The 26,812-nt window shown below is 59.8% G+C and carries 25 protein-coding genes; 13 read left to right on the top strand and 12 right to left on the bottom strand.

What is annotated here, in order from left to right; translation table 11 throughout:
• The first annotated feature begins 14 nt into the window (after positions 1–14).
• From glmU to pth (QP802_RS02800), 6 genes are all read left to right on the top strand, one after another.
• On the top strand, positions 15–1,454 hold the full coding sequence (glmU, locus tag QP802_RS02825) for a bifunctional UDP-N-acetylglucosamine diphosphorylase/glucosamine-1-phosphate N-acetyltransferase GlmU (RefSeq protein WP_071573299.1): 1,440 nt from the start codon (positions 15–17) through the stop codon (positions 1,452–1,454).
• 9 nt (positions 1,455–1,463) lie between these two features.
• Entirely contained in the window at positions 1,464–2,441 is a 978-nt protein-coding gene (locus tag QP802_RS02820; RefSeq protein ID WP_070362775.1) for a ribose-phosphate diphosphokinase, read from the top strand.
• A 162-nt stretch (positions 2,442–2,603) separates the two neighbouring features.
• Positions 2,604–3,962 (top strand): amino acid permease, encoded by a 1,359-nt coding sequence (locus QP802_RS02815; RefSeq protein ID WP_256000384.1) that lies wholly within the window; start codon positions 2,604–2,606, stop codon positions 3,960–3,962.
• 33 nt (positions 3,963–3,995) lie between these two features.
• The gene (gene hisC / locus QP802_RS02810) at positions 3,996–5,060 is read left to right on the top strand and encodes a histidinol-phosphate transaminase (RefSeq protein WP_070362777.1); all 1,065 of its coding nucleotides are present in this window, start codon (positions 3,996–3,998) and stop codon (positions 5,058–5,060) included.
• A gap of 141 nt (positions 5,061–5,201) precedes the next feature.
• Positions 5,202–5,834, top strand: a complete 633-nt coding sequence (locus QP802_RS02805) for a 50S ribosomal protein L25/general stress protein Ctc (protein ID WP_070362778.1) — start codon at positions 5,202–5,204, stop codon at positions 5,832–5,834.
• An 84-nt stretch (positions 5,835–5,918) separates the two neighbouring features.
• Positions 5,919–6,494, top strand: coding sequence for an aminoacyl-tRNA hydrolase (gene pth, locus QP802_RS02800; RefSeq protein WP_284817549.1), 576 nt, complete (start codon positions 5,919–5,921; stop codon positions 6,492–6,494).
• Here pth (QP802_RS02800) and QP802_RS02795 read toward each other — a convergent pair.
• On the bottom strand, positions 6,491–7,414 hold the full coding sequence (locus QP802_RS02795; RefSeq protein WP_407933401.1) for a nitronate monooxygenase: 924 nt from the start codon (positions 7,412–7,414) through the stop codon (positions 6,491–6,493). The genes pth (QP802_RS02800) and QP802_RS02795 overlap by 4 nt on opposite strands.
• Positions 7,415–7,468: 54 nt before the next feature.
• Between QP802_RS02795 and pth (QP802_RS02790) the strand changes: the two genes are divergently transcribed.
• Positions 7,469–8,062 (top strand): aminoacyl-tRNA hydrolase, encoded by a 594-nt coding sequence (pth, locus tag QP802_RS02790; RefSeq protein ID WP_284817547.1) that lies wholly within the window; start codon positions 7,469–7,471, stop codon positions 8,060–8,062.
• Positions 8,063–8,072: 10 nt separating this feature from the next.
• Here pth (QP802_RS02790) and QP802_RS02785 read toward each other — a convergent pair whose 3' ends face one another.
• A complete protein-coding gene (locus QP802_RS02785) occupies positions 8,073–8,627 on the bottom strand; it encodes an NADPH-dependent FMN reductase (RefSeq protein WP_284817633.1) in 555 nt (184 codons plus the stop codon).
• Between the two features lie 131 nt (positions 8,628–8,758).
• Here QP802_RS02785 and QP802_RS02780 point away from each other — a divergent pair, with 131 nt between their 5' ends.
• Positions 8,759–10,405 carry a peptide chain release factor 3 gene (locus QP802_RS02780; protein WP_071573296.1) on the top strand — a complete coding sequence of 549 codons (1,647 nt, stop codon included), beginning with the start codon at positions 8,759–8,761 and terminating at the stop codon, positions 10,403–10,405.
• Here QP802_RS02780 and QP802_RS02775 read toward each other — a convergent pair.
• Positions 10,402–11,553, bottom strand: a complete 1,152-nt coding sequence (locus QP802_RS02775; protein ID WP_071573295.1) for a YihY/virulence factor BrkB family protein — start codon at positions 11,551–11,553, stop codon at positions 10,402–10,404. The two genes, QP802_RS02780 and QP802_RS02775, sit on opposite strands and share 4 nt — an antisense overlap.
• Between QP802_RS02775 and QP802_RS02770 the strand changes: the two genes are divergently transcribed.
• The gene (locus tag QP802_RS02770; protein ID WP_070479302.1) at positions 11,552–11,995 is read left to right on the top strand and encodes a hypothetical protein; all 444 of its coding nucleotides are present in this window, start codon (positions 11,552–11,554) and stop codon (positions 11,993–11,995) included. The genes QP802_RS02775 and QP802_RS02770 overlap by 2 nt on opposite strands.
• Before the next feature lie 5 nt (positions 11,996–12,000).
• The gene (locus QP802_RS02765; protein ID WP_070362786.1) at positions 12,001–12,702 is read left to right on the top strand and encodes a metal-dependent transcriptional regulator; all 702 of its coding nucleotides are present in this window, start codon (positions 12,001–12,003) and stop codon (positions 12,700–12,702) included.
• Here QP802_RS02765 and QP802_RS02760 read toward each other — a convergent pair.
• The 7 genes from QP802_RS02760 to QP802_RS02730 form a co-directional block, all read right to left on the bottom strand.
• Positions 12,605–13,507, bottom strand: a complete 903-nt coding sequence (locus tag QP802_RS02760; protein WP_070362787.1) for a metal ABC transporter permease — start codon at positions 13,505–13,507, stop codon at positions 12,605–12,607. The two genes, QP802_RS02765 and QP802_RS02760, sit on opposite strands and share 98 nt — an antisense overlap.
• Positions 13,504–14,406, bottom strand: coding sequence for a metal ABC transporter permease (locus QP802_RS02755; protein ID WP_240492728.1), 903 nt, complete (start codon positions 14,404–14,406; stop codon positions 13,504–13,506). The genes QP802_RS02760 and QP802_RS02755 overlap by 4 nt, the downstream gene beginning before the upstream one ends.
• A gap of 50 nt (positions 14,407–14,456) precedes the next feature.
• Positions 14,457–15,206, bottom strand: coding sequence for a metal ABC transporter ATP-binding protein (locus tag QP802_RS02750; protein ID WP_070362789.1), 750 nt, complete (start codon positions 15,204–15,206; stop codon positions 14,457–14,459).
• 3 nt (positions 15,207–15,209) lie between these two features.
• Positions 15,210–16,166, bottom strand: coding sequence for a metal ABC transporter substrate-binding protein (locus tag QP802_RS02745; protein ID WP_070362790.1), 957 nt, complete (start codon positions 16,164–16,166; stop codon positions 15,210–15,212).
• 163 nt (positions 16,167–16,329) lie between these two features.
• A complete protein-coding gene (locus QP802_RS02740) occupies positions 16,330–18,696 on the bottom strand; it encodes a zinc metalloprotease (RefSeq protein ID WP_256006388.1) in 2,367 nt (788 codons plus the stop codon).
• 18 nt (positions 18,697–18,714) lie between these two features.
• Positions 18,715–20,733: a Rib/alpha-like domain-containing protein gene (locus tag QP802_RS02735; RefSeq protein WP_284817545.1), complete on the bottom strand. Its 2,019-nt coding sequence runs from the start codon at positions 20,731–20,733 to the stop codon at positions 18,715–18,717.
• Positions 20,734–20,903: 170 nt separating this feature from the next.
• A complete protein-coding gene (locus QP802_RS02730; RefSeq protein ID WP_256007874.1) occupies positions 20,904–22,364 on the bottom strand; it encodes a glyceraldehyde-3-phosphate dehydrogenase in 1,461 nt (486 codons plus the stop codon).
• 339 nt (positions 22,365–22,703) lie between these two features.
• Here QP802_RS02730 and QP802_RS02725 point away from each other — a divergent pair, with 339 nt between their 5' ends.
• Complete coding sequence (locus QP802_RS02725; RefSeq protein ID WP_284817544.1) at positions 22,704–23,504, top strand: HAD family hydrolase; 801 nt, start codon at positions 22,704–22,706, stop codon at positions 23,502–23,504.
• Between the two features lie 3 nt (positions 23,505–23,507).
• Here the strand turns inward: QP802_RS02725 and QP802_RS02720 are convergent, their stop codons facing one another.
• A complete protein-coding gene (locus tag QP802_RS02720; RefSeq protein WP_168156190.1) occupies positions 23,508–23,684 on the bottom strand; it encodes a hypothetical protein in 177 nt (58 codons plus the stop codon).
• Between the two features lie 39 nt (positions 23,685–23,723).
• Positions 23,724–25,262 (bottom strand): FMN-binding glutamate synthase family protein, encoded by a 1,539-nt coding sequence (locus QP802_RS02715; RefSeq protein ID WP_284817543.1) that lies wholly within the window; start codon positions 25,260–25,262, stop codon positions 23,724–23,726.
• Positions 25,263–25,410: 148 nt separating this feature from the next.
• On the opposite strand from QP802_RS02715, the gene QP802_RS02710 reads away from it, so the two are divergent.
• Both QP802_RS02710 and QP802_RS02705 read left to right on the top strand, forming a co-directional pair.
• Positions 25,411–25,989 carry a DNA-3-methyladenine glycosylase gene (locus tag QP802_RS02710; RefSeq protein ID WP_070479291.1) on the top strand — a complete coding sequence of 193 codons (579 nt, stop codon included), beginning with the start codon at positions 25,411–25,413 and terminating at the stop codon, positions 25,987–25,989.
• Between the two features lie 102 nt (positions 25,990–26,091).
• Positions 26,092–26,745 (top strand): biliverdin-producing heme oxygenase, encoded by a 654-nt coding sequence (locus QP802_RS02705; RefSeq protein WP_070976152.1) that lies wholly within the window; start codon positions 26,092–26,094, stop codon positions 26,743–26,745.
• Positions 26,746–26,812 lie beyond the last annotated feature (67 nt).

Genomic DNA, 26,812 nt, shown 5'->3' with positions numbered 1-26,812 from the left:
GGAGTACCCGTTCAGTGGTAAATCATCCTGAATGCGCCGTCGTAGTCCTCGCCGCAGGTGCGGGCACGCGCATGAAGTCCAGCATCCAGAAAACACTGCACGAGATCGGCGGACGCAGTCTGCTCGCGCACTCGCTGCACGCAGCCAACGCGGTAGGCCCGCAGGAGCTCGTCGCGGTTGTCGGCCACCAGCGCGACCAGGTCTCCCCCGCCGTCGATGCCATCGCCGAGGAGATGGGGCGCAGCATCAAGCAGGCAGTGCAGGAGGAGCAAAACGGCACGGGCCACGCGGTGCAGTGCGGGCTTGAGGTCATCCCAGACTTCGAGGGCACTGTCGTTGTTACGAACGGTGATGTGCCGCTGTTGCAGCCATCAACTATCACCGAGCTTATCGACGCCCACAAGGCCACCAGCGCCGCCGTCACCGTGCTGTCGCTCGAGTTCGACAACCCAACTGGCTACGGCCGCATCATCCGCGACGCTTCCGGCAACGTGTTGGAAATCGTGGAGGAAAAGGACGCTAACGAGGAGCAAAAGAAGGTCCGTGAGGTCAACTCCGGCGTGTTCGCCTTCGATGCCGCGGTCCTGCGCGATGCGCTGACCCGCATCGACGCCAACAACGCGCAAGGTGAGCTCTACATCACCGACGTACTCGGCATCGCGCGCGGCGACGGCAAGGCCGTCAGCGCCTACGTGGCGAAGGACCCTCGCGAGTTGGCCGGCGTGAACGACCGCGTGCAGCTCGCCGAGGCCGGCAAGGAACTCAACCGTCGCCTGGTCGAGCGCGCCATGCGCGCCGGCGCCACTGTCGTCGACCCTGCTACGACATGGATCGGCGTGGATGTTGAGATCGGCCAGGACGTCATCATTCAGCCAAACACACAGCTGTGGGGCTCAACCGTGATTGGCAACGGCGCGACCATCGGCCCAGATACCACCTTGACGGACATGGAGGTCGGCGAGGGTGCACAGGTTGTCCGCACGCAGGGCTCCCTCTCCGTCATCGGCGCGAATGCGAACGTCGGCCCATTCACGTTCATCCGCCCAGGCACCGAACTTGGCGCGAATGGCAAGCTCGGCGGATTCGTCGAAGCCAAGAACGCAAAGATTGGTGAAGGCTCAAAGGTGCCACACCTGACCTACATTGGCGACGCCACCGTTGGCCGCGAGTCCAACATCGGCGCATCGTCTGTGTTCGCCAACTACGACGGCGTCCAGAAGCACCACACCACGATCGGTGACTACTGCCGAACTGGCTCGGACACGATGTTCGTAGCGCCAGTAACCGTAGGCGATGGCGCGTACACTGGCGCAGGTACGGTGGTAACAAAGGATGTGCCGGCGGGTGCGCTGGCCATCAAGGAAGGCCATCAGCGCAACATCGAAGGTTGGGTTGAGGCCAACCGCCCGGGTACGGACGCAGCGAATGCTGCAAAGAAAGCACGCGAGAACTAAAGGATCACCATGACTGGATATTCCACGGAAAGCCAAAAAGACCTCAAGCTATTTACTGGACGCGCCCACCCTGAGCTTGCGGAGGCCGTCGCAAAGTGTCTGAACATCGAGTTGGTACCGACCACCGCGCGCGATTTTGCGAATGGTGAAATCTTTGTCCGCTTCGAAGAGTCCGTGCGTGGCTCGGACTGCTTTGTGATGCAGTCGCACGCGCAGCCGCTGAATAAGTGGCTGATGGAGCAGCTCATCATGATTGATGCACTCAAGCGTGGTTCCGCAAAGCGCATCACCGCGATTCTGCCGTTCTACCCGTACGCCCGCCAGGACAAGAAGCACCGCGGCCGCGAGCCTATCTCCGCCCGCCTGGTTGCTGACCTGCTCACCGCTGCCGGCGCAGACCGCATCGTGTCCGTGGATCTGCACACGGATCAGATCCAGGGCTTCTTCGATGGCCCGGTCGACCACATGCACGCTCAGCCAATCCTGGTGGACTACATCAAGTCCAAGTACCCGATGGACAACCTCGTGGTGGTCTCCCCTGACGCTGGCCGCGTGAAGTCGGCTGAGAAGTGGGCCAATATGTTGGGTGATGCCCCGATGGCGTTCGTGCACAAGACTCGAGACATCGACGCCGCGAACAAGGTCGTCTCCAACCGCGTTGTCGGCGACGTCGACGGCAAAGACTGCATCCTGATGGACGACATGATTGATACCGGTGGCACCATCGCAGGTGCGGTCGGCGTGCTGAAGAAGGCCGGCGCGAAGTCGGTCGTCATCGCGTGTACCCACGGTGTCTTCTCTGACCCGGCACGTGAACGTCTGAGCGACTGTGGCGCGGAGGAAGTGATCACGACCGACACGCTTCCGCAGAGCACCGAAGGCTGGAAGAACCTCACCGTGCTTTCCATCGCTCCGCTGCTGGCAAAGACCATTCACGAGATTTTCGAAAATGGCTCGGTAACAACCCTCTTCGAGGGACAGGCATAGCCTTACGCCTCACTTTCGGGATCTCCCCCTTGCGCGCTTCCCCGCGAAGCGGCGTCAAGGGGGTTCTTTGTGCACACCCAACGGTTGTCTGACACACGCAATTGATTAATGTGTGAGGAAGCCTCCGGCTATCCGGCAATCTTTATCGCAAGGAGTACGCCAATGAGCGGCGATGAACAACACCAAGTCACCAGCGATGGTGGCCTGCAGCGCAAGGTGAAAAACCGCCAGCTGCAGATGATCGCATTCGGTTCCTGTATCGGAACTGGCCTGTTTCTTGGTTCTGCGGAATCCATTAGCTATGCGGGCCCAGCGGTCCTGCTCACATTTTTAATTGTCGGGTTCATCGTCTATCTGCTGATGCGCATGCTCGGCGAGATGGCAGTAGCGCATCCTGTCTCAGGCTCGTTCGCGGCCTATGCTCGTGAGTTTATCGGCCCGCGCGCCGGGTTTATCACGGGATGGAACTGGTGGTTTACCACCATCGTGGTGGGCATGATTGAGCTCACCGCGATGGGCACCTTCCTCGACTTCTGGTTCCCTGACATTCCACACTGGCTCACTGCGCTTGTCACGCTTGTCGTTGTGATGCTTGTGAACGCAGCACGCGTGAGCGTGTTCGCAGAGGCCGAGTACTGGCTCTCACTGTTTAAGGTCATTGCGCTGATCCTGATGATCATTCTGGGCGTTGTGCTGGTGCTTGGTCTTGGTCCGGAGCCAGCAGTCGGTTTTGGCAACCTCTTTGTCCACGGCGGATTCTTCCCGAATGGCGCATCTGGTGTGCTGTTCTCCCTGGTAGCGGTGACCTTTACATTCGGTGGCATCATGTCGATCGGTACCGCTGCTGGCGAGACGGAGCACCCGGAGAAGACGATCCCACGCGCAGTGAACTCTGTTATTTGGCGCATTCTGGTCTTCTACATCGGTGGCATGAGCGTCATCTTGCTGCTCGCGCCGTGGGACGAACAGGATATTTCCGCCAGCCCGTTCGTCAGGGTGCTCTCCTCCGTGGGAATCGACGGCGCCGCGCACTTGCTCAACCTTGTCATTTTGGTAGCGGTTGCGTCAGTGTGTAACACAATGACGTACTCAGGAAGCCGCATGCTGCGCGATCTCGCGCGCAATGGCCAGGCGTCTTCATTTTTCGCCGCAACGACCAAAAAGGGGTTGCCGCTTCGAGCTCTGCTGTTCAACGGTTCGCTGATGGGCATTGTGGTCTTCATGAACTACTTCTTTGAGGGTCGTGTGTTCGCCATCCTGCTTGCCATCATCGTCGGCTCCGAGCTGATTACTTGGGCTGCTGTGTGCTTCGCGCACCTGAACTTCCGGAAGACGCACCCCGATGTGTCGTTCCGCGCTCCGTGGTACCCAGTGGCAAACTGGATCTGTGCAGGGTTTTTCATCCTGGTCCTGGTCCTGATGGCGTTTCTGCCTGATTACCGCACCGGCCTGTTCGCTCTGATCGGCTGGGTGATCGCGCTTTCAATCATTTGGGCGTTGAAGCCGAAGTCGCGCGCCTAAAATTTTCTATTCTCTACTCAAGGAGCATCCGAGTTGATTCGCAAAGATCTCGATAGCCTTCCGTCCTACGTCCCCGGCCAGAGGAACGAGCGTGCGGTGAAGCTTTCCTCCAATGAGATTGCTGAAGGCCCACTGCCCGCAGTAGAGGAGGCGATGGCACAGTCACTGCGGTCGGTGAACCGCTACCCGGACATGGGTGCGATGCAACTGCGCGAGGCGATTGCTGCCTTGCTCGGCGTGCGGTCGGAGCAGGTCGCTGTCGGCACCGGGTCTTCAGCGCTGTGCCAGCAGCTGGTTACCATGACCTCGCAGCCGGGCAACGAGGTCGTCTTCCCATGGCGGTCGTTCGAGGCGTACCCGATTTTCGCTCAGATCGCGGGAGCTACGCCGGTTGCAGTGCCATTGACGGCTGACCACCGGATGGATTTGCCAGCGATGGCGGATGCAATTACCCCACGAACTTCCCTGGTGTTTGTGTGCAACCCGAATAACCCGACGGGCACCACGATCACGGAGCGCGAGTGGGCTGACTTCATGGCCCGCGTCCCTCAAGACGTTATCGTCGCGCTGGACGAGGCCTACTTCGAATACAACGCAGCTACCGACTCCCCGCGCGGTGTCGATGAAATTCAGGTGTATCCCAACGTTGTGTGCCTTAGGACCTTTTCCAAGGCGTATGGGCTGGCCGGAGCGCGCGTTGGCTACGCGTTCGGCCAGGAGGAGACGATCGATGCGCTGAATAAGGTCGCCGTTCCGTTTAGTGTGAGCTCGGTGGCACAGGTCGGTGCGCTTGCTTCCTTGTCTTCACAAGACGAGCTCCACGACCGCGTCGCCCGGACGCGCGCGCAGCGTGAGCGGCTGCAGGAGTTCTTCGCTGCATACGGTACTCCCCACTCCGAGGCGAATTTCGTGTGGGTTCCGGCAGAGAGTTTGAACGAATCACCACAGGATCTGGCGGCGCAGCTTGCTTCGCACGGGGTGCTTGTTCGCGCCTTTGATGAAGGCATCCGTATTACGGTGACAAACGAGGAAGAAACCAATGCGTGCACTGCCGCCTGGCGGGCGCTTGACAATGGTGGGCGTCGAAACCTAAGCTAGCTGGGTCTCGGCGAGGGCTGATTTTGGCCGTTATCGACGCGATATGTATCTCAGACTTTGGCCTGTGATCACTCGACGAGCAATTTGTCCGTTCAGTGGTCACAGGTTTTTTGTGGCCCAATTACAAAAGGAGTCACAAACATGGCTATTACCCCAGTTGTTGTCCCAGGTCAGAAGCGCGAAGAGTTCGGCAAGGGCGCTGCACGTCGCCTGCGTCGCGACGGCCGTATCCCGGGCGTTCTCTACGAAGCTGGCATCGACAACATCCACTTCTCTGTCGACCGCATCGAGATGACCTCCATCGTGCGCAACGAGGGCGTCAACGCCATTGTTGAGCTGGAGCTCGACGGTGAGAAGCTGCTCGCGATGGTCAAGCACATCGACCAGAACGTGATCACCCTCGATATCGACCACATCGACCTGCTCGGCATTAAGCGCGGCGAGAAAGTTGTCGTCGAGGTCCCTGTTGTCACTGTCGGCGAGGCTCACCCAGACGCAGTCGTCCTGGTCGAGTCCGACCTGATCGAGATCGAGATCGACGCTCTGAACATCCCGGACGAGATCGAGGTCAACATCGATGGCAAGGAGATCGGCGACCTCATCACCGCTGCCGACGTCACGCTGCCTGAGGGCGCTGAGCTGGTGTCCGCTCCGGATCACCTGCTGGTGAACTTCACCTACGAGCAGGTTGACGAGGATCTCGAGGCTGCAGCTGAGGAAGCTGAAGAGGGCGGCGCTGAAGCTGGCGCAGAGTCCACTGAGGAAGCTGAGTAATCCTCCCGCTGCGTTTCACAACGTTTCGACGCCCCGTTCCACATGCGAACGGGGCGTTTTGCTGTCTTTGCCTATGATGTGGGAATGACTGCTTCACCAATCATCGTCGTAGGCCTTGGAAACCCTGGCCCGAAATACGAAGGAACGCGCCATAACGTAGGCGTGTCTGTTATTGAGGAGCTCGCGGGCCGAGCGACGATATCGCGGGCGACACTGGCGCTGCACAAGCGCACCAACACCCAGGTGGCCGAGCTTACCGCGGGGAGACTCCTCCCCGACCGGCGGGTGGTCCTGGCACGCACGCAGAGCTACATGAACGTGTCCGGCGGCCCGGTCAAGGCGCTGCTTGACTACTTCGACGCCTCCCCCGCGGACCTGTACGTGGTCCACGACGAGCTTGACCTTCCGTTGGGAGAGGTGAAGCTGCGCACCGGCGGAGGCGACCACGGGCATAACGGGCTGAAGTCAGTGACCCAGTCGCTGTCGAAGCTGAAAAACGGCAAGAACTACAACAAGCTTGCGGTCGGGATTGGGCGCCCGCCGGGCAAGATGCCGCCGGCGGACTTTGTGCTGCGCCAGTTCGCGGCGAAAGAGCAGATCGATGTCGCGATTGCTGTTGCCGATGCGGCCGACGCGTTCATCGCCCACGCGCAGGGTTAACGGAGTTTGCCGGTACCTGCCATCCACGCTTCCACGGCCGCCGCGGGCCCCGTAGGCAAAGTGCCTCGCCGAGCGCCGACCAGGCAGTAGTCATTCTCCGAGGTCATGGGGCGCAGGTAGGGGTAGAGCGGCGGCAGATCGGGGTGCGCGTCTGTGAACGCGCTCTGGATACCCCTGGCGACCCGTCCGCTGAACGCCCTGCTAGCAATCGTCGACCGATCGCTTTGGAGCAGCTCGCGGTTACGCAGGCTCGTTCCGGCTTCGTCCGTCATGAGGAATACGCTGCCGCAGGATACCGCCGTAGCGCCTGCTTCAATGAGACGGTCGACGTCGTAGGGCGTGCGCGCTCCCCCGGCCGCGATGATTGGCACTCCGATGCTTGTGAGCACGCGGACGAGCTCCAGGGTGTCACGTGGGTCCGGCATCTCGTTCGGCGACCACGTAGCACGGTGGCCTCCTGCAGAAATTCCTTGCACCACGAGTGCGTCAACGCCACGCGCGACGGCAACCTTCGCTTCTTCTTCGTTGGTGACGGTCGCCCAGGCCTGCGCGCCGGCGTTGTGTGCGCGTTGAATTTCGCGCTCGGAAAAACACCCGAACGTCGAGGAGACCACTGCAGGGCCAGCCTCGAGCGCAATCGCAAACTTATCCTCGAAGCCACAGCTCAAGTCAACATCCGGCACCTCCACCCCAAGTTCCGCGGCCAGCGCGCGGACGTCACGCTGATCGGGCGCAATCCGCTGTGGCATGAAGAAGTTCACGCCAAAGTTGCCGGTGACCTCCGCAAGTTCTTCGCGGGCCTGCGAGACGCTGCAGGTCCCAAACGCGAGGAACCCAAACGTCACGGCGTTGACAAGGGCCGGCGTGGAGGGTCCTCCCGCCATCGGAGCCGCAATAATCTTCGGTAGCTGCATACCCATACGCTAGCGGCTCCCATCGTGAGAATCGAGAGGTTCTGCCTTACACTAGCCTCCGTGTTGAACTTCTTCCGCCGCTTCAAGCGCGCCAACCCCGCCCCTGAGAACATCGACTGGCTCGTGGTTGGGCTGGGCAATCCTGGTACCGAGTACGAGCGGACGCGACACAACGTCGGCTACCTCGTTGTGGATGCGCTCGCGAAATCGCTTCCGGTCATCGCAGGTCGCGATTACTCGTTCGCGGTGAAGGACGGTGTGGCCTACGCCCGCGCGCACACCTACATGAACGAGTCCGGCAAGGCCATCGCTCCGCTCGCCGCGCGCTACAACCTTCCCCCGGAGCGAATCGTGATCGTCCACGACGAGCTGGACCTGCCTCCGGGCAAGGTTCGTTTGAAGCAGGGCGGCAACGAGAACGGCCACAACGGGTTGAAGTCGCTCACGCAGGAGCTTGGGACGCGCGACTACGTGCGGGTGCGCGTCGGCATCGGCAGGCCGCCGAAAGCAAGCGGCATCGCTATCCCCGATTGGGTGCTTGCGGAATTCACAACCACCCCCACTGACGCAATCGCGTTAGCTGCCGATGCCGTCCACGCAATCACCAGCACCGGGCTGGCGCAAGCGCAAAACGAGATCCACCCGCGCAGCTAACCCGGCTCTCCTACTGGGAAGCGTGATGGTGACGCAAGAACTGTTCCAGCGCATTCAGCATCTTCGTCAGGTCTGTGTTTTTCTGCGGGCGCGGGGTGAGGGTGCCGTTGGTGGCGTCGTCGAAAAGTGAAAGGGCAACTTGGTTGCGCACGTCGAACATCGAAAAGTTTGCGACGATCTGCCGCCAGTGCTCCACCGCGCGAATCGCGCCGTCGGCACTGTATCCAACGAATGCGACGGGCTTCATGGCCCACTCGCCGCTGAGGCTGTCGTAGGCGTTCTTCATCGCGCCAGGCACGGAGTGATTGTGCTCAGGGGTAACGAAGATGTAGCCGTCGCAACTATCGACTGCGCGAGACCATGCGGTAACACGCTCATCGGCGTACTGTTTGTTCGCGCCTCCAGGTAGCATCGCTGTGTCGAGCAGTGGGACTTGAAACTCCTGGAGATCAAGGATCTCGTAGGTGACGTCGGGGCTGTTCGCAGCAGCGTCAGCAACCCAGTGGGCAACTTGCTCGCCAAAGCGGCCTTGGCGAATGGATCCGAGCACGATTCCGACTTTCATCACAAACCTCACAGTGTTGCGTTACGTTGACCTAATTCTTTCCCAACCGCGGCGACTATAGCACCGCCCTCCTCACCCTACCTGCCTCCGGTTGTCTATCTCCCCCGCCTTGCGACTACGCTTGAGCACTTATGAGCACGTCTACTGGTACCCGCGCAGAGGCCCACCGTCGCCGCACGTTCGCAGTCATTGCCCACCCCGATGCTGGTAAGTCAACGCTGACGGAAGCGCTTGCGTTGCACGCGCACGTCATTTCGGAGGCAGGTGCGGTGCACGGCAAGGGCAACCGCAAGTCGACGGTCTCCGACTGGATGGACATGGAGAAGGAACGCGGAATCTCCGTAGCGTCCTCGGCGCTCCAGTTCGAGTACCTCCCCGAAGGCTCGGAGGCGACGACGCCCTACATGATCAACCTGGTTGATACGCCTGGTCACGCCGATTTCTCCGAAGATACCTACCGCGTGCTGTCCGCAGTCGATGCCGCTGTCATGCTTATCGACGCCGCCAAGGGCCTTGAGCCACAAACCCTCAAGCTCTTCCGCGTCTGCAAGGCGCGCGGCTTGCCGATCGTCACGGTGGTCAACAAGTGGGACCGCATCGGCCGCGAGCCGCTCGAGCTGGTGGACGAGATTGTCCAGGAGATCGACCTGCAGCCGACGCCGTTGTACTGGCCTGTCGGCGAAGCTGGCGACTTCCGCGGCCTCGCCCACATCAACGCCGACGGCGAAGCAGACAACTACATCCACTTCATCCGTACCGCCGGCGGGTCCACTATCGCGCCGGAAGAACACTACTCCCCTGATGAGGCAGCTAACCGCGAGGGCGAGACCTGGGAGACCGCCGTCGAGGAAGCTGAGCTGCTTGCCGCCGACGGCGCTGTGCACGACCAGACGCTGTTTGAGCAGTGCGTGACCTCCCCCATCATCTTCGCCTCCGCGATGCTGAACTTCGGTGTCCATCAAATCCTGGACACGCTGTGCGCGATCGCGCCAGCTCCTCAGGGCCGTGACGCCGACCCCAAGGCCGTCGAGACTTCCACCACCGCGATGGATACTCACCGTGACCTCGACGACGACTTTTCCGGTGTGGTGTTCAAAGTGCAGGCAGGCATGGACAAACACCACCGCGACACACTGGCGTTCATGCGCGTCATCTCGGGCGAATTCGACCGCGGTATGCAGGTCACGCACGCCCAAAGTGGCCGTACGTTCTCCACCAAGTACGCGCTGACGGTCTTCGGGCGTAACCGCGACACCGTGGAAACCGCCTACCCGGGCGACATCATCGGTTTGGTCAACGCCGGTTCGCTCGCGCCGGGCGACACCATCTACGCAGGCAAGAAGGTGCAATACCCGCCGATGCCGCAGTTCGCACCGGAACACTTCCAGACGCTGCGCGCTAAGTCTTTGGGCAAGTATAAGCAGTTCCGTAAGGCCCTCGACCAGCTGGATGCGGAAGGCGTTGTCCAGATCCTGCGCAACGACCTGCGCGGCGACGCTGCTCCGGTCATGGCGGCCGTCGGCCCGATGCAGTTCGAGGTCATGCAGGCCCGCATGGAGCTGGAGTACAACGTGGAAACAGTCACGGAACCAATCCCGTACTCGGTGGCACGTCGCACCGATGCCGAATCCGCGGAGGCGCTTGGACGCCAGCGCGGCGTCGAGATCTTTACGCGCTCCGACGGCGAGCTGATCGCGCTGTTCGGCGATAAGTGGCGCCTGGCCTTCATCCAGAAGGAGCACCCGAACCTGACGATGGAACCGCTCGTCGCGGACTAGGCCTCCGGCCCCTCCTCGACGTCGTCGTCTTCCCCCTGCTCTTTGAGCGCGGAGGCACTGCGGTCGATCCAGTGCTGCACTTTCAGCCGGAAATCGACCGCTTTCGTGCTTCTCGGCGGGACCTGAATGATTGTTTTTGCGTCATAGCCGACCTGCAGCTGTTTCACGCGCAGCACTTCCGCGTCGATCTTGACGCCTTCAAGTAGCACGACGTTCATCACCCACACCAGAACAAGCACGGCACCTGCCGTACCGAACGCCCCGTACGCGCTCGAAATCCCGATCGTGCCGATGAACCACGAAAAGCCAAGCCAAATAATGAAAATCGCCGTCAACGCCATCGAAGATCCGAGGGTGAGCAGGCGAAACTTCTCCGGCCGTACGTTGGGCGAAACGTAGTAGAGCACGGAGATCAACGCGATCGCAGTCACGATGATGACTGGGAAGCGGGCGTAATCCCAGACAGGCAGGAAGATCTTTGTCAGGTAATCAACGGTATCTGTCATCCCTAGAGGTTCTGCGATCGGCTGCAGCAGACCGTTCACAATTGACTCGCGCAAAAACGTGCCGACGATGATCACGATCACCCCAAGCACCATTATCAGCGTGGTGACCCACATGGTGAACCACGTGCGGACCAGGTTGCGCCCCTCTATGCGGCCGTACATGACGTTCGCGTTCCGGGAGAAGGACCGCACGTACGCGGATGCGGAAAGAAGCGAGACCACGATCGATACCACCAGCGCAATCGTGCTCTGCGCCGGGGTGCCAATCACCGTCAGGAGGAAGCGCAGGGCCTCATCCTCCAATGCTTCGGGTACATAGAGTGCAATGAAGTCGTCAATGATGTCATTGACGGCGGCCTCGTCACGTGGCAGCAGCAGCGTCGCGATCGAGTAGACCGCCAAAATCATCGGAGCGATAGACAACACGGCGTAATAGGTCAGCGCAGCCGCGCGGTCAAGCATCGCGTCAACGGAGAAGTCTGCAATGACACGCTTGGCCACGTATACCCAGCCCTGCGGCGTCACTCGGTTATCTTTTGTGAACACGTCAGGCCTGTCGCTGTGCTGCGGCACGTGCACGAGTTCGCCGGGACCATAGGGCACGACGTAGTCTGTCGCCGGAGGCGATTCGCTGTGTTCCATGGCGTTTACCCTAGTACAGGGTATCGTGTGCACCATGAGCGTGTTGGGTCAGATCAAGAAATGGTTCGGGGCGGGCGCTGCTCCTGCACTCGCAGAGTACCCGACGGAGTATGAGCGTGTGGAGCTCCCGGTGCTCAAGGTCACGACTGCGGCGCTCTCTCCAGGTTCGGACGAACGATTGGTCGTCGTGACCTCTACACCGGCGGCACTCGCGGAGCTCCAGCGTATCGACGGCCCGCTCCAAATGATCTGCCCCGGCGCGCGCACCGTGACTTGGGTGCCCGTCAAAAAGCCCGCTGTTCCTGTACTCGACCCCAATGCTGGATGGGTCATCCCGCTGACCGCTGAGGCGCGTCAGGAAATCGCTTCGCTGCCGGCGACCGAAGGCGAGCTCGAGCTGCAGACCATGCACCTCGCGTTCATTCTCGAGTCTGTACAGTAAGCCCCATGGATTCCGTTTCCCAGCTCTCCACCAGTACGCAGGACTATCTCAAGTCACTCTGGGCGCTCACCGAATGGTCAGACACGAAGGTGACCACCAAGGTGCTGGCGGATTACATGGGGCTTCGGCTCTCGAGCGTGTCGGACGCCGTCAAGAAGCTTGCTCAGCAAGGGTACGTACACCATAAGCCTTACGCGCCCATTACGCTGACGGAGGAAGGCCGCGCGCACGCCGTCGCGATGATTCGCCGTCACCGCCTCATCGAAACATTCCTCGTGGAAACGCTCGGATACTCGTGGGACCAGGTGCATGACGACGCCGAGGTCCTCGAGCACGCCGTTTCGGAATTCATGCTGCAGCGCCTCGACGCCCACCTCAACTACCCTTCCCGCGACCCACACGGCGACCCCATCCCCGCCGCCGACGGCACCGTGCCGCAATTCCACGCTGAGCCGCTGAGCACGATCGCCCCAGACAACGACGTCGTGGTCCAACGTGTCTCCGACGGTGACCCGAGTCTGCTGCAGTTCTTCGACACCTCCGGTATCACGGTGGGTACGCACTTGCGTACCCAGCAGGCAGCCCCGTTCTCTGACACCGTCGAAGTGCTTATCGACGGCCAGCAACCTCCACTTGCGCTCGGGAAACGCGCAGCGGACGCCGTGTGGGTGACCGCTGAGCCCGCCGTGCCCAGAGGGCGCAGCTGAGGAACTCGAGCCCGTAGATGACAGTCATCGTGGCGGAGGTGGGGGCGTCGAGAAGGTAGGCGACGCCGAAGCCTGCGACTGCCCCAACCGCAGCGAGCAGAACCGTCAGGGTCATCATGCGCGGTACCGTCGTGGCCAACTGTTTGGCTGCTGCCGCGGGGATGACCACCAGTGCAATGACCAGGATCGCCCCGACTGCGTTGAACGCTGCTGTGACGGTCAAGGACACCAGGAACATAAACGCGACGGACAGCATGCTCACTGGCACGCCGATGCTGCGTGCGAACTGGCCATCAAACGTGGACGCGAGCAGTTGCGGATACACAAGACCAATCGCGACCACGTTGAGCGCTAGCACCGCGAGCATGATGTAGAGATACACCGGTCCCAGCTGCGCCCCGCCAACAGTAAGCTGATTCCACGCAGCCAGGTTCAAGTCGCCGACGAGCACCGCGTGTGTATCCAGGTGGACGTTCGAGAAGTGGGAGGTAATCAGGATGACGCCCACGCTGAACAGTGCCGGGAAGATGAGGCCCTGCGGGGCGTCTCCAGTCACGAGTCCCGAATCCCCGAGCCACTGTGCGCCGAGGACCACCGCCACACCGGCCAGCGCCGCGCACACGATCACCACCGGTGAGTTCAGGTTGTTCGTAAACAAGTACCCCAGGGCAATGCCCGGCAAGATCGCATGCCCGATAGCATCTATGAGCATGGAGTGCTTCCGCAGCACAACGAATGCTCCCGGCACTGCGCATGCGCACGCCGTGACCACCGCGAGCAAAAGTGTTCCGACGATGAAACTCACGACGCTACCTCCGCCGAAACTGTTGTTTCCAGCCGGGCACGCAGCGCTGCCGTCGCTCGCCGCTGCGAACGGGCCCGGGCGATGACGCTTCGCTTCGGGGCGAAGATGAACGACACCAGAAACACCGCGAACAGGACAAGCACGATAACGGGGCCGGTCGGCACGTTGCCAAGCGCGATGGACAAGTAGGATCCAGCACCACTGCCGACGGCTCCAAACACGCCCGCGAGCACGACCATCGCTGGCACCGTTTGCACCCACTGGCGCGCCGCGGCAGGCGGAGTTACGACGAATGCCACCATCAACACCAACCCGACAGATTTGACGCCGATCACCGTCGCAAGCGCGATCGTCATGAACATCACCGTGTCGATGACCCTCGGGCGAAACCCAAGCATCGTGGACTGCACGGGGTCGAAGGAGCGCAGCTCGAACTCCTTAAACAACACGCACATCACGCAGACCGCGAGCAACCCGACGATGATGCTGATTCGCAGGTCCGCCCTGGTAATCACGGATGCGTTGCCGAACAGGTAGTCCTGAATACCACCTTTGCCTGGGAACGGATTGCTCGTGATCACGTCCAGCAACAGCATCCCGAACCCGAAGAAGAACGACAAGCTGATCGCCATCGCCGCGTCAATCGACGTCCGCGTCCGGGCAGTAATCGTGTTCGCCACCATCACCGCGCACGTACCAGTGACTACGGCTCCAACCAGCAGCGCAACCATGTTACGGCCGTCGACTCCCAGCCCGACGCACAGCAAAAACGCCAGCAACGTGCCTGGTAGTGCGGAGTGCGAAATCACATCACTGGTCAGCGACTGCTTGCGCAGGTACGCGAACGTCCCAAGCATCCCTGCCACTGCGCCAATGATGGTGGTCCCCCAAAACACCATGGCATAGGTGTGGTTCGCAAAGAACGCACCAAGGCTTATCGACGTCCCCATCACAGCACACCCAACAATCTCATCGAGTCCGCGCCTAACCCGTACGCCTGCGCAATCGTTTCCGGCGTAAACGTGGAGGAGACTGGCCCCGATGCAATCACTGTCTTATCCAGCAGCGTCACCGCATCGCAGTACGTCGGCACTGTCGAAAGGTCGTGGTGCACCATCACGATTGTTGTGCCATTCTCGCGCATGGTGCGGAGCACGTCGATAATTGTCGCCTCACTTTTCGCGTCAATGCCTTGAAACGGCTCGTCGAGGAAGAACAAGTCCGGGTCCTGTACTAGCCCGCGTGCGAGAAAGACGCGCTGGCGCTGCCCGCCTGAGAGTGCGCCGATCTGGCGGCCAGCGAAATCCTGCATCCCTACGCGTTCCAAGGCTTCGTATGCGGCGGCGCGTTCGCGCTTCCCCGCCCTGCGGAACCAGCCCAGCTTCCCGTACGTACCCATCGTCACCACGTCGAGCACCGTCGTAGGAAAGTCCCAGTCGACGCTCGCGTGTTGTGGCATGTACCCCACGCGGTGGCGCACTGCCTTGAGCGGCTGGCCGAAGAACTCGGTCTCCCCGGTCAGCGTCGGGATAAGCCCCAGCATCGCCTTGATCAGTGTTGACTTGCCGGCACCATTCGGCCCGACGATCCCCATGATGGCGCCCTCGGGGAACCGCACATTCACCTGTTCCAGGACCGGATCGAGGTGGTAGGCAACGGAAAGATTATGCGTCGCGCACGCAAACGTCTGCGTAGTCATGGGTTACTTGCCCCCGAGCGCTGCAGCAACTGCTTCAGCGTTATGCAGGAACGCCCCGATGTAGGTATCCGTTGGCGCGGTGGGGCCGAGGGTGTCGGCGAAGAGCTCCTCGTCAGAAATGGCGACATCCCACCCGCGGGCGTGCACAGCCTCCTGCAGGCTCTTAATCGCCTGCGGGTTCGCCTGATTGTCCTGGAAGATCGTCGGCACCTTGTTGTCCGCGATGAGATCCGCAAGGTCCGAAAGTTCCGACGCCGACAGCTTCGCCTCTGTGGAAACAAAGTCCGTCGCGTACACATCCAACCCGTAGGTCTTGCCGAAGTAGTTGAAGGCATCGTGGCCGGTGATCAAGATGCGTGGCCCAGTGATGTTCGCCAGCATGGTTGCAGCCTTTTCGTTCGCATCCGCGATTTCCGCCTGGTATTTCGCGGCGTTCTCGTGGTACTCATCGGACTTCGAAGGGTCGACCTCTGCAAGCTTGTTTGCGACCTCGCCGACAACCAGGCTCCACGCCTCTGGACTGTTCCATACGTGCGGGTCATGCAGAGGGTTGCCCTCAGCATCGGTTTCTGGCCAGTCAAGCAGCAGATTGTTCGGCAGCTTGTCTCCTACTGCCAGCTGGCGGTCCCCGAGGCTCTCCAGCTGCTTGATCATCTGAGCTTCGAGGTGCAGGCCGTTCCAGAACACCACATCGGAGGACTGAATCTTGTCGATGTCCTTCGTTGAGGGCTGGTAGGTGTGCGGGTCCCCGCCCGGGCCAACCATCGTGGTGACCTCCGCCTCAGGCGCAATGTTGGCGATGGCATCCGCGAGGTAACCCGTGGTTGCGTAGACCTGCAGCGCACCGTCGGCGTTGATGCCGTCCTGTGTCGCCTGGTTGTCCTCGGTAGACGAGCAGCCTGCGAGCCCTACGCCCAAGGCAAGCGCGCATGCAGTGAGGATCCTGGATGTGCGTGACATGAAGTGTTTCCTTTCAAACTAAGGTGTACCTCACCAACTCTAAAGTTCGCCCTACCGAACTTGCAACTTATTATGTGCAAACTCACACGAAGATATGGTTGAGCTGCACAAATAGAGAAAGGCCCCGCGGGAGAATTCCCACGGGGCCTTTGTAGAGAGAAGTTTAGAACTTCAGAAGACCTGATGCCCATGCCGCAGCGTAGACCGCCGCCAACACACCGCCGACTGCAGCGATAATGCCGACGATCATCCCCACGTTGTCGGACGCGGACGACTTGTCCGACTGGCCCGTGTTCACACCAGTATCGGTCGGTGGCGCCTGAGGCTTCGGCGTCTCAACGTCAATGCGGTCCGGCTCCTCCGGTGCCTGACGCCCAGCCTTCGGGTCCAGAATCCGGCGCGCAGATTCCTTCAGGCGGTCACTAGCGGTTGGATCCTTCTCGATCTCCTTGCGGATGCGCTCCATCTCTTCCGCCGTGTAGTCAAGAACGGAAACCTGGTACTCCTCCTTGAATACCTCGTCGCCTTCGGCGTTAACGATGCGGATCTCAAGCGGCATCGTCGAGTCCCGCAGCGAGGTTGCATTCTTGATCGGGATTTCAACACGTGCAGAAGGTTCCGCACCGCTGGCGTTAATCTGGCCAGGAACAGTGACTTCGATTGGCTCCGCACCCGTGATCGTCGGATACTTGGCGTACACCGTGAACTTGTGCACATCCAGACCGAGGTTGCGGATCTCACCAGTCAGTACGTCGGTTGAACGGTTCGTCACCACCGCCGCATCTTCACCGCCGGCCATTCGGAAACCGGCCTTACCCGGGTTCTGATCTGCAGCAATGATTTCTAGCTCGCGAGCAGAAATATTGTGGCTTGGCTCCGGAATGTCGTCGGTGCCAACGGTGCCTTCGCCCGAACCAATGTACTTGCCCTTGAGGTTCAGGTTGTCCCAGTCCGCTGGCACGGAGTACTTGCCCTCGTAGCAGACCACCCCGTCTTGCTCACACTTGTCTTTCGGGTACCTCTTGTCGGTCTTGGGGACCGATTCATAGGCCTGGTCGGAGTAGTCGAAGTGCGACCACTGGTAGAGGTAGTTCATGACCGACTTGTACGTCGGCAAATACGCCTCGGTATCCACCGGGTTCGTCGACAGTGCGCCATTGTGGGTCAGGCCTAGGTTGTGGCCGAACTCGTGCAGGATGGTGTTTCGCAGCTGCTCTTGGTTGGTCACGTTCTCGTGGTAAGACACGTAAAACGCAGAGTCGTTGACCAGGCCGGTACCCGTCGACCAGTCGCCTTTCTCCATCTGGTCGCCGATAATGCCGACGCGGAACACCGACTCACGAGTACCGAGCAGCTCCTGGCGCTTTTGCCCTAGCTTGTCTCGCTTCGACATACCATCCGCGAAGTACAGCGGGGTGAAGTCCTCCGTTGGGCCACCGTGCCTGTTCTCGTAGTTAGGGATGGAGGTGTAGAGGTCACCAGCATCGATATGGAGACGAATCCCGTGCGCAGCGAACTTATCCTCCAGCTCCATCAGGGACTCACGGGAGGGCCGGTACACGTTCGCGTTCGCCTCAGCGCACTTCGCAAACTTCTCAAAGTCTTGGATGTTCGCGCCGAACTTATTCACCTCGTTGCAGTTCAGCGTCTCCCACTCAGACTTCATCCAGTTCAACTGCAGGAACAGATCTTTCTGTCCTACTTTCGCCCCCCACCTGTCGAGTGGAAGCTGGGTCCCGTCAGCAGCGGTAAACCCCACCTTCTCCCACTCATCCGGCAGCCCATCCTGGTCAGTGTCTTTCGCCGTGGGCTGCGTCTGGATGAAGATGTTCGCGGTAACCGACGCCGTCCCCTGAACTGGTAGTTCCTTGTTCCACGCCGCGTACTGGTAGCCGGCGCCGTCTTCGGCAACTTCACCCACCCGGCTAGCTTCGCCAGACTCGATCGCGTGCCCCGCCGCCTTTGAGACGTCAGCACCACGGAAGTTCACCGAAACATCGTAGCCAGGTTTTTCGGCAGGACCGAAGTTAAACCTTCCGCCTCGGTAGGTACCTTGATACTGCGCATACTTTGGCACGGCAGAGAACATCTCAATGTCAATCTTGCGGTCACGCTTCGACTTGTTCGTAGCCTCGACCGTCACGTCCATCGAATTTGTGCCGATCTCAATCGTGCGCGTGATCTGGATTTCGGTGTTCGCATCGTAGTGCGTCAGGATGACCTTGTAACCGATCTCGTTTTCTTCAACGTCAGACTTCGTCTCAGTCGGGAGGAACGCCACCTGTCGCCCGTCGACGGTCAGGACAGTCTGCAGGCTGCTTTCGAGCAAACCGCCGACCGACTGCGGATTCTGGAACGTCGTGTTCAGCTTCGACCCGTACGCCAGGTTCGAAGTAGCAAAGCCTTCAGTCTTCGAATCATTCTCGATCCAGACGCCGCCGGGATTCTTTTGAACGCCAGCCTCAGCGATAGGCTGCACCCCACCGAAGGCAAGGCCTGCGCACAGCGCGATAGCAAGAGCTCGTTTCATCTTCACTTTTCTCGTCCTTTATCCCGAAACGTTAAATCCGGCGTTCTTCAACGCATGCGTCACCGCGTTAAACGGCGGAACATGCTTGTTACTGTCCCACAACCAGAAGAGTAAGACACCAAGGCCCTCAGCGGCGATCATGAACGGCACGATCCACCACACGCGCTCCCAGTTCAGCTCCTTTTGCGTCGCTGTTTGCTTAGGCACAACGTGTAGGTCGACCAGCTGCTGTGAGCCATCTTCCCACGTCACAACAACAGGAACGTTAATCTCTTTTGGCTTCTGACTACGTGGCACCGTAGCTCGCACCTCGCCCGTTTCCGGGTTGATATCGACGTTCGCGTCCTGGTTCTTGTAGCTCTTTGGCAGCCCATAGTGGACGCCAGAGAACTGATCTTTCGGCTTGGCAAAGCCCTCTTGCACAGCGTAGTCGACTGTGTTCTTCCTAGCTAACGAGTTAGCAGTTGCCTTCAACTCGATGATTTGGTGCCCACCGGGGAAGTCAACGCGCAGCTTCGAGGTGTAGGTGCTGTCTGCCTCGGTATCTGCCGGAATCTTTGCAGTGACGCGGCCTGTCGCGCGGTCAATGGTGATCGGAATGCCACCGTCGTTTTCGATGGAGAACACGCTGCCGTAGACAGGATCGCCCTCTGGTTCAGCGGTGAACGCCTTACCAGGGGTCACGATTTGCTGTGCATAGCGCAGCTTGTGCGCCTCGAGTTCCTCCGGGCTGAGTTGGTTCACGATGTGCACAGGCAGTGTTACGTACTCCCTTGACCCATCCGTATAGCTGGCCAGGATGTGTAAGTTGTACTCCTTGTCCTCGACGCTTTCGGGAACCACAGCCTCGACGACCCCCGTGGCACTGTCGACGGCGACGTTCCATCCGCGGAGGTCAGCGTTCTTTCTAGCGTCCCAACGGAACTCGGTGCCAACGGGCAGCGGTTCGCGGGAGTTGAGATCTGCAACGAACTTTCCACCTGGCGCCACGCGGGCGTCATCATAGGAGATGTCCGTTACTGTCTTGAGCAGCGGAGGGATCACCTCAAAAGCGGCGTCCGTCTTCAGCTGGCTGCCGTCGGGCATCGTCACGGTCACCGGAATTTTGACGGTCTCCCCGACCTTGGTGCCCCTCGAAGCGACGTACTTGACCTCGCCGGTGTTCTTATCGATCGTAGCTTCTGGGTATGAAGTCTCAAACATCGTCCCACGAGGCACCGGCTGGTTAATGAAGTCGTAGCCGTCTTTACGCAGCGTCAAGCTCGGTGTGATGCTTGAACCGACAGAACCGGGACGAACGTAGCTGGTTGGATACTTGAAGGCGTATCGATCAGCGCCACTAGCTGATTCCTGCAACTCAATCCTGACGGCAAAGTCAGGTGCGTTCGAAGCGCGAATCTTGACGGTGTACACACCGGCCTTCGTCGTTTCGAGTGGTGCAACCTCCACCGTGCCGTCACGGTAGACAGTCACCCATTCAGGAGTCCCACCGATCTTTTCAAACTCGGTACCGGTCTCATTCTCCTCGTTTGGCATGACCACTTTGTGCTCACCTGGCTTCAAGTCAATCTTCGGCCATGTATAGAAAATGGTTTGCTCAGCAGGCAGCTTCAGCGAGGTGATGATGAACGTGTCTTCTTTGACGGTGATCCAACCCGAAACAAAGCGCGGTTTCTCCGGGTCCTTTCCGCCATAGATTTGGTAGCGGTACGAACCTGGGTCGACGATGAACGCAACTGCACCATTCTCGTTGGTGCGCGCAACGTGCGAAGTCTTCCCGTCCTGGCTCACGAACCGTACCTCGGTGTCCTGCAGTGGTGAACCATCGGTATCGAGGAAGAGGTACGAGCGCTTCGCTTTCCCTTCCGGAAGTTCCTCAAACCCCAGCGAGTTTGAAGTATCGACGGCAACTTCGTCGATCACTCCCGGAGAATCTTGCTCGGCACGGGCATATGTTGGAGCACTACCTGCGGACGCAAGCATGATTGAAGTCGCCGTTGCGACCGCGAGCCCGGTTTTACACTTACCTCGACGCACTATTGCCTCTGCCTTACACTTCTTCGAATCACCCATACCGAAAGACGTACGCTTTTAACTTAGTGTATGAACGTCAATTTGCGAACTCCCAGCGCAAAAACGTACACCCCCCAATAACTCATCATGCCCCAGGAACTGCCCTGTGCAGCCTGGGGCATGAAAAGAAATGACTACTTCAGATCCTCCGGAACGGTCCGTGCGGGGTAAATGCGCGGGCGAACACCCGCGATCTCCTCAACAACTCGCACTACCTGGTGGGAGTAGCCATACTCATTGTCGTACCAGACGTAGAGCACGAGGTGCTTGCCGGCCGAAATCGTCGCTAACCCGTCAACGACACCAGCGTGCGTGGTACCGAGCAAATCTGTCGAGACAACCTCAGGCGATTGGATGTAGTCAATCTGCTGGCGCAGGTTAGAATCCGTCGAGACCTTACGGAGGAAGTTATTGACCTCATCCTTTGTCGTCTCGGTTTCGAGCTCGAGGTTGAGCACCGCCATGGAAACGTCAGGCGTTGGAACGCGGATCGCGTTGCCGGTCAGCTTGCCCTCGAACTCGGGAAGCGCCTTCGACACAGCCTTTGCAGCACCTGTTTCCGTCAGCACCATGTTGAGACCAGCAGCGCGACCGCGGCGGTCCCCCTTGTGGAAGTTGTCAGCCAGGTTCTGGTCGTTCGTGTAGGAGTGCACTGTCTCAACGTGGCCGTGCACCACACCGTAGCGATCGTTGATGACCTTCAGCACCGGCGTAATACCGTTCGTGGTGCACGAAGCCGCGGACAGGATCTGGTCGCCGTCCGCAATGTCAGCATGGTTGATGCCGTAGACGATGTTCTTAATATCGCCCTTACCTGGAGCGGTCAGCAGAACGCGGGAGACACCCTTGGATTTCAGGTGCTGGCTCAGCCCAGCCTCATCGCGCCAGACACCGGTGTTATCAACGACGATCGCATCGTTGATGCCGTACTCGGTGTAATCGATGGATGCCGGATCGTTCGCGTAGATCATCTGGATCGGCGTCCCGTTGGCCCAGATGACTTCCTTCTCGTGATCCACAGTGATAGTGCCGTCGAATGGGCCGTGCACCGAGTCGCGGCGAAGCAAAGATGCACGCTTGACGATGTCGTCGTCACCCTTCTTCCGCACGACGACGGCGCGCAGGCGCGCTCCCCCGTACATCGCCTCACGAGCAATCAGAATGCGGGCCAACAAGCGGCCGATGCGGCCGAAACCATACAGCACAACATCGCGTGGCTCGAGCTCCGAGTCCGTATCGACGACGTCGGCAAGCGCCTCGTTCAAGTAGGCTCGCAGATCGCTCGCGCCGGACTTCTTGTAGTCGCTGGCAAGACGGCCAAGGTCAATCGATGCCGTGCCGAGGTTCATCTGAACAAGCTCACGAAGCACCGGCAACGTGTCCTCGAGCGGAAGCTCCTTCTCCACAATGCGACGCGCGTACCGGTGCGCCTTAATAATGTCGATGTCCGTCACACCTACCAGCAGTCGGCCAAAAATCGAGGTGACAACGTTGTTTTCACGGTGAAGCTGGCTGATGAGCGGAAGCATTTCCTGGGCCAGGGTCAGCTTGTGATTCCAGTCCTGTTGGTGCGTTGTATTCGTAGGCGTAGACACAGTCATCCTCTTCATGCGGTAATTGAACAATTGGGAAACGTTTGCCTTGGGGGTACATGACACAGCTGCCGTACCCCCAATACAGGAATTATCGTAGCGTGTATTGGTCCATCTTTGTTACAAATACTCCAGCTAAACCAACCGCACCGCAAGATATGGTTACATCAGTCGCCTTAGGTGGGCTTTGTAGTGCAACGCCAAGTAAACCCGCACCCCACCCCCAAAACACACCCCCGGTGCTGGATGGCGGTATTTGTCCAACGTGGCGTCGACAAGCTGGCGCGAAACTACCTTCGGTACCCTGTGCACGTACATCAACGCATTGGAGGAAACGAATCTATGCCTTGCCCGAAGATCATCGCCCTCGACATGGACGGCACCCTGCTCGACGAACACGGGCGCATTCCCGACGCCTTCTGGGAGCTCCTTCGCCTTGCCGACGACCGCGAAGTCCTGGTCACGCCGGCATCGGGACGCCAGCTCGCGACGCTTCGTGACATGTTCACCACTCATCAGCCTCACACGTTCATCGCGGAGAACGGTTCCGTTGTCTTCCACGACGGCCGCATAATCGACGTGACTGCCATGCCGGAGCAGCCGGTGCGCGAGTTTCTACGCGCGTTTGAAACAGCGCCGTTTTCAGCGTCGGCGGTGCTGTGCACTCCCGAGCAGTCCTACTCGCTGCGCGGTGCATCTAAGGAAGTCGAGCAAGAGATTGCAAAGTACTATCACGCCAACACAAACGTGGATTCGCTTGTCGACGTCCCCTTCGAACAACCCGTGAAAGTCGCGCTCTACGTGGACGGTGATGCAGAGCGTGACGCGCTGGCGTGGGTGCAGGCGCACGCGCCTGGGCTGCACCACGTAGTTAGTGGCCAGCACTGGATCGACATCATGAGCCCAGAGGCAGACAAGGGCAAGGCGCTGCTGGCGATCGCGGACGCCTTGGGCGTGCCTCAGGAAGCAACTGCCGCGATCGGTGATTTCCTGAACGATTACACGATGCTCCAGGCGGCTGGAACAGCGGTTGCGATGGGCAACGCCCACCCGGACCTTAAGAAGGTCGCAGACGAGGTCATCGGAACCAACGCTGAGCATGCAGCAGTGCATCGACTTGCTGCATGGCTCAGTGAGCAATAGCGCTTACTTTGCGGACTTGCGCTCCGCAATAGCTCGCTCAAGCTCAGCTTGGCGCTCTTCGAACTCCTGGACTTTCGCCTTCATCTGCGCCATGAGTTCTTCGTGGTGCTTACGGCCGAGCTCGAGGCGTTCCTCAAGCTCGGCCAGTTCCTTCGCGCGTTGTGATTCATCTAGGGTCATGCCCCTATTGTGGCAAATTTTCCACGCCGAAGCGAAGCGCTACTTCCCTTTCGCTAGAAACGACTCCGCGTTCGCAGATTCCCAGTCCTCGCGCCAGTTCTCCGGGACGTCGCCGTCGACAAGCTGACCGCCGCGAAGCCACTCGTAGCGCTCGCGGTACGTCTGGGGTTTCCCGTAGTCGTCGTTGCAGCGAATCATCTCGGGACGCAGGTCCTTCGGATCTTGCACTCCCATCGCGGCCATGAGGCGCAGCGCTGACGAAACGGTGGCCTTCTGGTACCGCATCACGCGCATTGATTTGTCCTCGACATCCAGGCCACGCTCACGCCACGGGTCTTGCGTCGCGACACCAGCCGGGCACGTACCGAGGTGGCACTCCATTGCCTGCACGCAGCCGACGGCCATCATCATCGCGCGGGCGCTCAGCAGGAAGTCCGCGCCCTGCACCATGCGACGCACCAAGTCGTTGCCGGCGGCGATCTTGCCGGCAGCACCGATCTTGATCTTGTCGCGAAGGCCGCAGCCCACCAGCGCATTATTCACGAACGTCAGGCCCTCTGTGAGTGGCAGGCCCACGTGGTCCTCAAACTCCTTCGGCGCCGAGCCAGTACCGCCCTCGGAACCGTCGACCACGATGAAGTCAGGCAGAATGCCAGTCTCGAGCATGGCCTTGCACACCGAGAGGAATTCCCGACGAGAGCCTATGCACAGTTTGAATCCAACCGGCTTCCCCCCGGAGAGGGTACGCATCTGGTCGATGAAGTGCAGGAGGCCGATTGGGGTATCAAATTCAGAGTGCGCACCTGGGGACGTGAACGCCTTCCCCTCCTCGATCCCGCGAATTTCAGCAACTTCCTTCGTCGCCTTCGCGGCTGGCAGCTCACCGCCCAAACCAGGCTTCGCTCCCTGTGAGAGCTTGAGCAGCGTCATCTTCACCTGTGGCCGCTTTGCCTTCTCTGCGAAGGTATCTGCATCAAATCCCCCCATCGGAGTGCGTGCGCCGAAGTACCCGGTGCCGATTTCCCACACCAGGTCACCGCCGTACTTTTCGTGGTGCGGGGACAGACCGCCTTCACCGGTGTCCTGGTAGAACCCGCCCAACTTGGCTCCCTTGTTCATCGCTTCGACGGCGCGCCCAGACAACGAGCCGAAGCTCATAGCGGAGATGTTCAGCAATGCTGCACTGTACGGCTGGGAGCACTGCGGGCCTCCAATCAGCACGCGCGGCGGCTCCGCAGGCATATCTACGGGGCGCATCGAATGCACCAGGGAGCGGTGTCCCTGCTCGTAGACGTTTTCTTGCGTACCGAACGCAGTGGTCGAAGTCTGCCCTTTCGCGCGCGAGTAGATGAGACTACGAGTGCGGCGGTCGAATGGGCGGCCGTCCCAGTCACGCTCAATAAAGTACTGCTGAAGCTCCGGTCGAATCTTCTCGAGTGCCCACCGCGCACGCCCCAAGACTGGGTAAATTCTTCGAATGGAGTGTTTCTTCTGAGTCAGATCCACAGCTGCAACAGTTCCTACCCCCAACGCTGCCGCGATCGACGCTGTTGCTGCCCAGTTGCGCTTGCCTGCCATGATGCTCCTTAGACCAAGTGGCGTGTAGAAAAGCGTTCCTGTGTTCACCGTACGCAAAAAAATAACAAAACAAACTCCAGCCACACTTCATGTGATGTTTCCCCCTTTCGTTCAACCACCATTGGGGAACTCTCGTTAGGGTGGGGCCATGATTGACTTTTCCCGCCCCGCAAACATCGTCGCGCCCAAACTACTCGGGTGCACACTCACTCATGGCGGGGTCAGCATCGTATTGACCGAGGTCGAGGCATACCTCGGCGAGGAAGACGCCGCCGCGCACACCTATCGCGGCAAAACGGCACGAAACGCTGCGATGTTTGGCCCTCCCGGACGTTTCTACGTGTATCTTTCGTACGGCATTCACCACAACGTCAACATTGTGTGCGCACCGGAGGGCATCGGCCAGGGATGCCTACTGCGTGGAGGCAGGGTCATCGAAGGCCACGACATCGCCTATCGACGCCGCCAAAAACCCGACCGCCTTCCCATCGAAGAAGACAACCTGGCGCGTGGTCCCGGAAACCTGGGCGAAGCGTTGGGGTTTGAACTCACCGACAACCATAAATCCGTCTCTTTGACCGCACCTACCGCTCCCCCGGAGTGGGTTTGTGGCCCCCGTATTGGCATCTCGAAGAATGCTGATGCCCCCTGGCGATTCTGGATCCCCGGAGACAAAACTGTTTCCACGCCACGCGGTTATAAAACGAGCAATAAATACAAGGCATAAATCCTAAACTTTTGGGCGATTTTCTTTAGGTAAGCCTTGCCTTACTATTGGTGCGTCAGCTTGGAGCGCTCGCTCCCCACCTACACACGATCGGAGTCACCGATGACCCTCATCGCCCCTGCACAGATGCCACTGTCCGTCGCCCTGAAGGAGCAGACCACAGCCGCACACGCAAGTGCCGAGACCTCCCGCTTCATGTCTAACCTCAGCGGAGGTCAGCTCAGCGCAACAGCCGTCGCCGAGCTCACCGTGCAGTACTTCCACATCTATTCCGCACTCGAAGCCGCGGTGCGCCGCACAGCCACTCACCATGCCGTAGCCCAGATCGCCGACCCGAGACTTGAGCGGGTAGACGCAATCTCCGCCGACCTCACAGCGCTACTCGGCGCGGATTGGCAAAATCACCATCACCCACTCGAGGCAACGTCACGCTACGTTGCCGAACTCAACGCACTCACCCCCAACAACGGCCCCGAGGTGATAGCACACCACTACGTTCGCTACCTCGGCGACATCGCTGGTGGTCAGGCGCTTGCCCGGGTATTTCGCAGCGAATACAACCTCGGCGATAACGCCCTCAACTTCTACGACTTTTCCGCGATTGGGAAAATCCCGCCATATCGTGCGCAATACAAAGCATCCCTGGACGCCATGCAACTGAGCGACGACGAACGCGCCCAACTCATCGAGACAGCAAAGCACGTCTTCACGCTGAATGAAGCGGTGTTCCAGGAGCTCACATCACGACTCGACTAGCCCTCGACACTTGGCGTCACTGCTGTCGAGATACACAAGCACACCCCACACGGCACTTGCCGCCACA

Source organism: Corynebacterium sp. UMB10119B, from assembly GCF_030228125.1.
Taxonomy (GTDB): Bacteria; Actinomycetota; Actinomycetes; order Mycobacteriales; family Mycobacteriaceae; genus Corynebacterium; species Corynebacterium pseudogenitalium.
Note: the sequence above shows the minus strand (reverse complement) of the source record. Positions and strands in the feature narration are given on the sequence as shown.

Excerpts from the sequence above, each read along its gene's own strand:
- QP802_RS02820 (WP_070362775.1), top strand. The coding sequence starts at position 1,464 with ATGACTGGATATTCCACGGAAAGCCAAAAAGACCTCAAGCTATTTACT.
- QP802_RS02815 (WP_256000384.1), top strand. The coding sequence starts at position 2,604 with ATGAGCGGCGATGAACAACACCAAGTCACCAGCGATGGTGGCCTGCAG.
- QP802_RS02805 (WP_070362778.1), top strand. The coding sequence starts at position 5,202 with ATGGCTATTACCCCAGTTGTTGTCCCAGGTCAGAAGCGCGAAGAGTTC.
- pth (WP_284817549.1), top strand. The coding sequence starts at position 5,919 with ATGACTGCTTCACCAATCATCGTCGTAGGCCTTGGAAACCCTGGCCCG.
- QP802_RS02795 (WP_407933401.1), bottom strand. The coding sequence starts at position 7,414 with ATGGGTATGCAGCTACCGAAGATTATTGCGGCTCCGATGGCGGGAGGA.
- QP802_RS02785 (WP_284817633.1), bottom strand. The coding sequence starts at position 8,627 with ATGAAAGTCGGAATCGTGCTCGGATCCATTCGCCAAGGCCGCTTTGGC.
- QP802_RS02780 (WP_071573296.1), top strand. The coding sequence starts at position 8,759 with ATGAGCACGTCTACTGGTACCCGCGCAGAGGCCCACCGTCGCCGCACG.
- QP802_RS02770 (WP_070479302.1), top strand. The coding sequence starts at position 11,552 with ATGGCGTTTACCCTAGTACAGGGTATCGTGTGCACCATGAGCGTGTTG.
- QP802_RS02775 (WP_071573295.1), bottom strand. The coding sequence starts at position 11,553 with ATGGAACACAGCGAATCGCCTCCGGCGACAGACTACGTCGTGCCCTAT.
- QP802_RS02765 (WP_070362786.1), top strand. The coding sequence starts at position 12,001 with ATGGATTCCGTTTCCCAGCTCTCCACCAGTACGCAGGACTATCTCAAG.
- QP802_RS02755 (WP_240492728.1), bottom strand. The coding sequence starts at position 14,406 with ATGGTGTTTTGGGGGACCACCATCATTGGCGCAGTGGCAGGGATGCTT.
- QP802_RS02750 (WP_070362789.1), bottom strand. The coding sequence starts at position 15,206 with ATGACTACGCAGACGTTTGCGTGCGCGACGCATAATCTTTCCGTTGCC.
- QP802_RS02745 (WP_070362790.1), bottom strand. The coding sequence starts at position 16,166 with ATGTCACGCACATCCAGGATCCTCACTGCATGCGCGCTTGCCTTGGGC.
- QP802_RS02740 (WP_256006388.1), bottom strand. The coding sequence starts at position 18,696 with ATGAAACGAGCTCTTGCTATCGCGCTGTGCGCAGGCCTTGCCTTCGGT.
- QP802_RS02725 (WP_284817544.1), top strand. The coding sequence starts at position 22,704 with ATGCCTTGCCCGAAGATCATCGCCCTCGACATGGACGGCACCCTGCTC.
- QP802_RS02720 (WP_168156190.1), bottom strand. The coding sequence starts at position 23,684 with ATGACCCTAGATGAATCACAACGCGCGAAGGAACTGGCCGAGCTTGAG.
- QP802_RS02715 (WP_284817543.1), bottom strand. The coding sequence starts at position 25,262 with ATGGCAGGCAAGCGCAACTGGGCAGCAACAGCGTCGATCGCGGCAGCG.
- QP802_RS02710 (WP_070479291.1), top strand. The coding sequence starts at position 25,411 with ATGATTGACTTTTCCCGCCCCGCAAACATCGTCGCGCCCAAACTACTC.
- QP802_RS02705 (WP_070976152.1), top strand. The coding sequence starts at position 26,092 with ATGACCCTCATCGCCCCTGCACAGATGCCACTGTCCGTCGCCCTGAAG.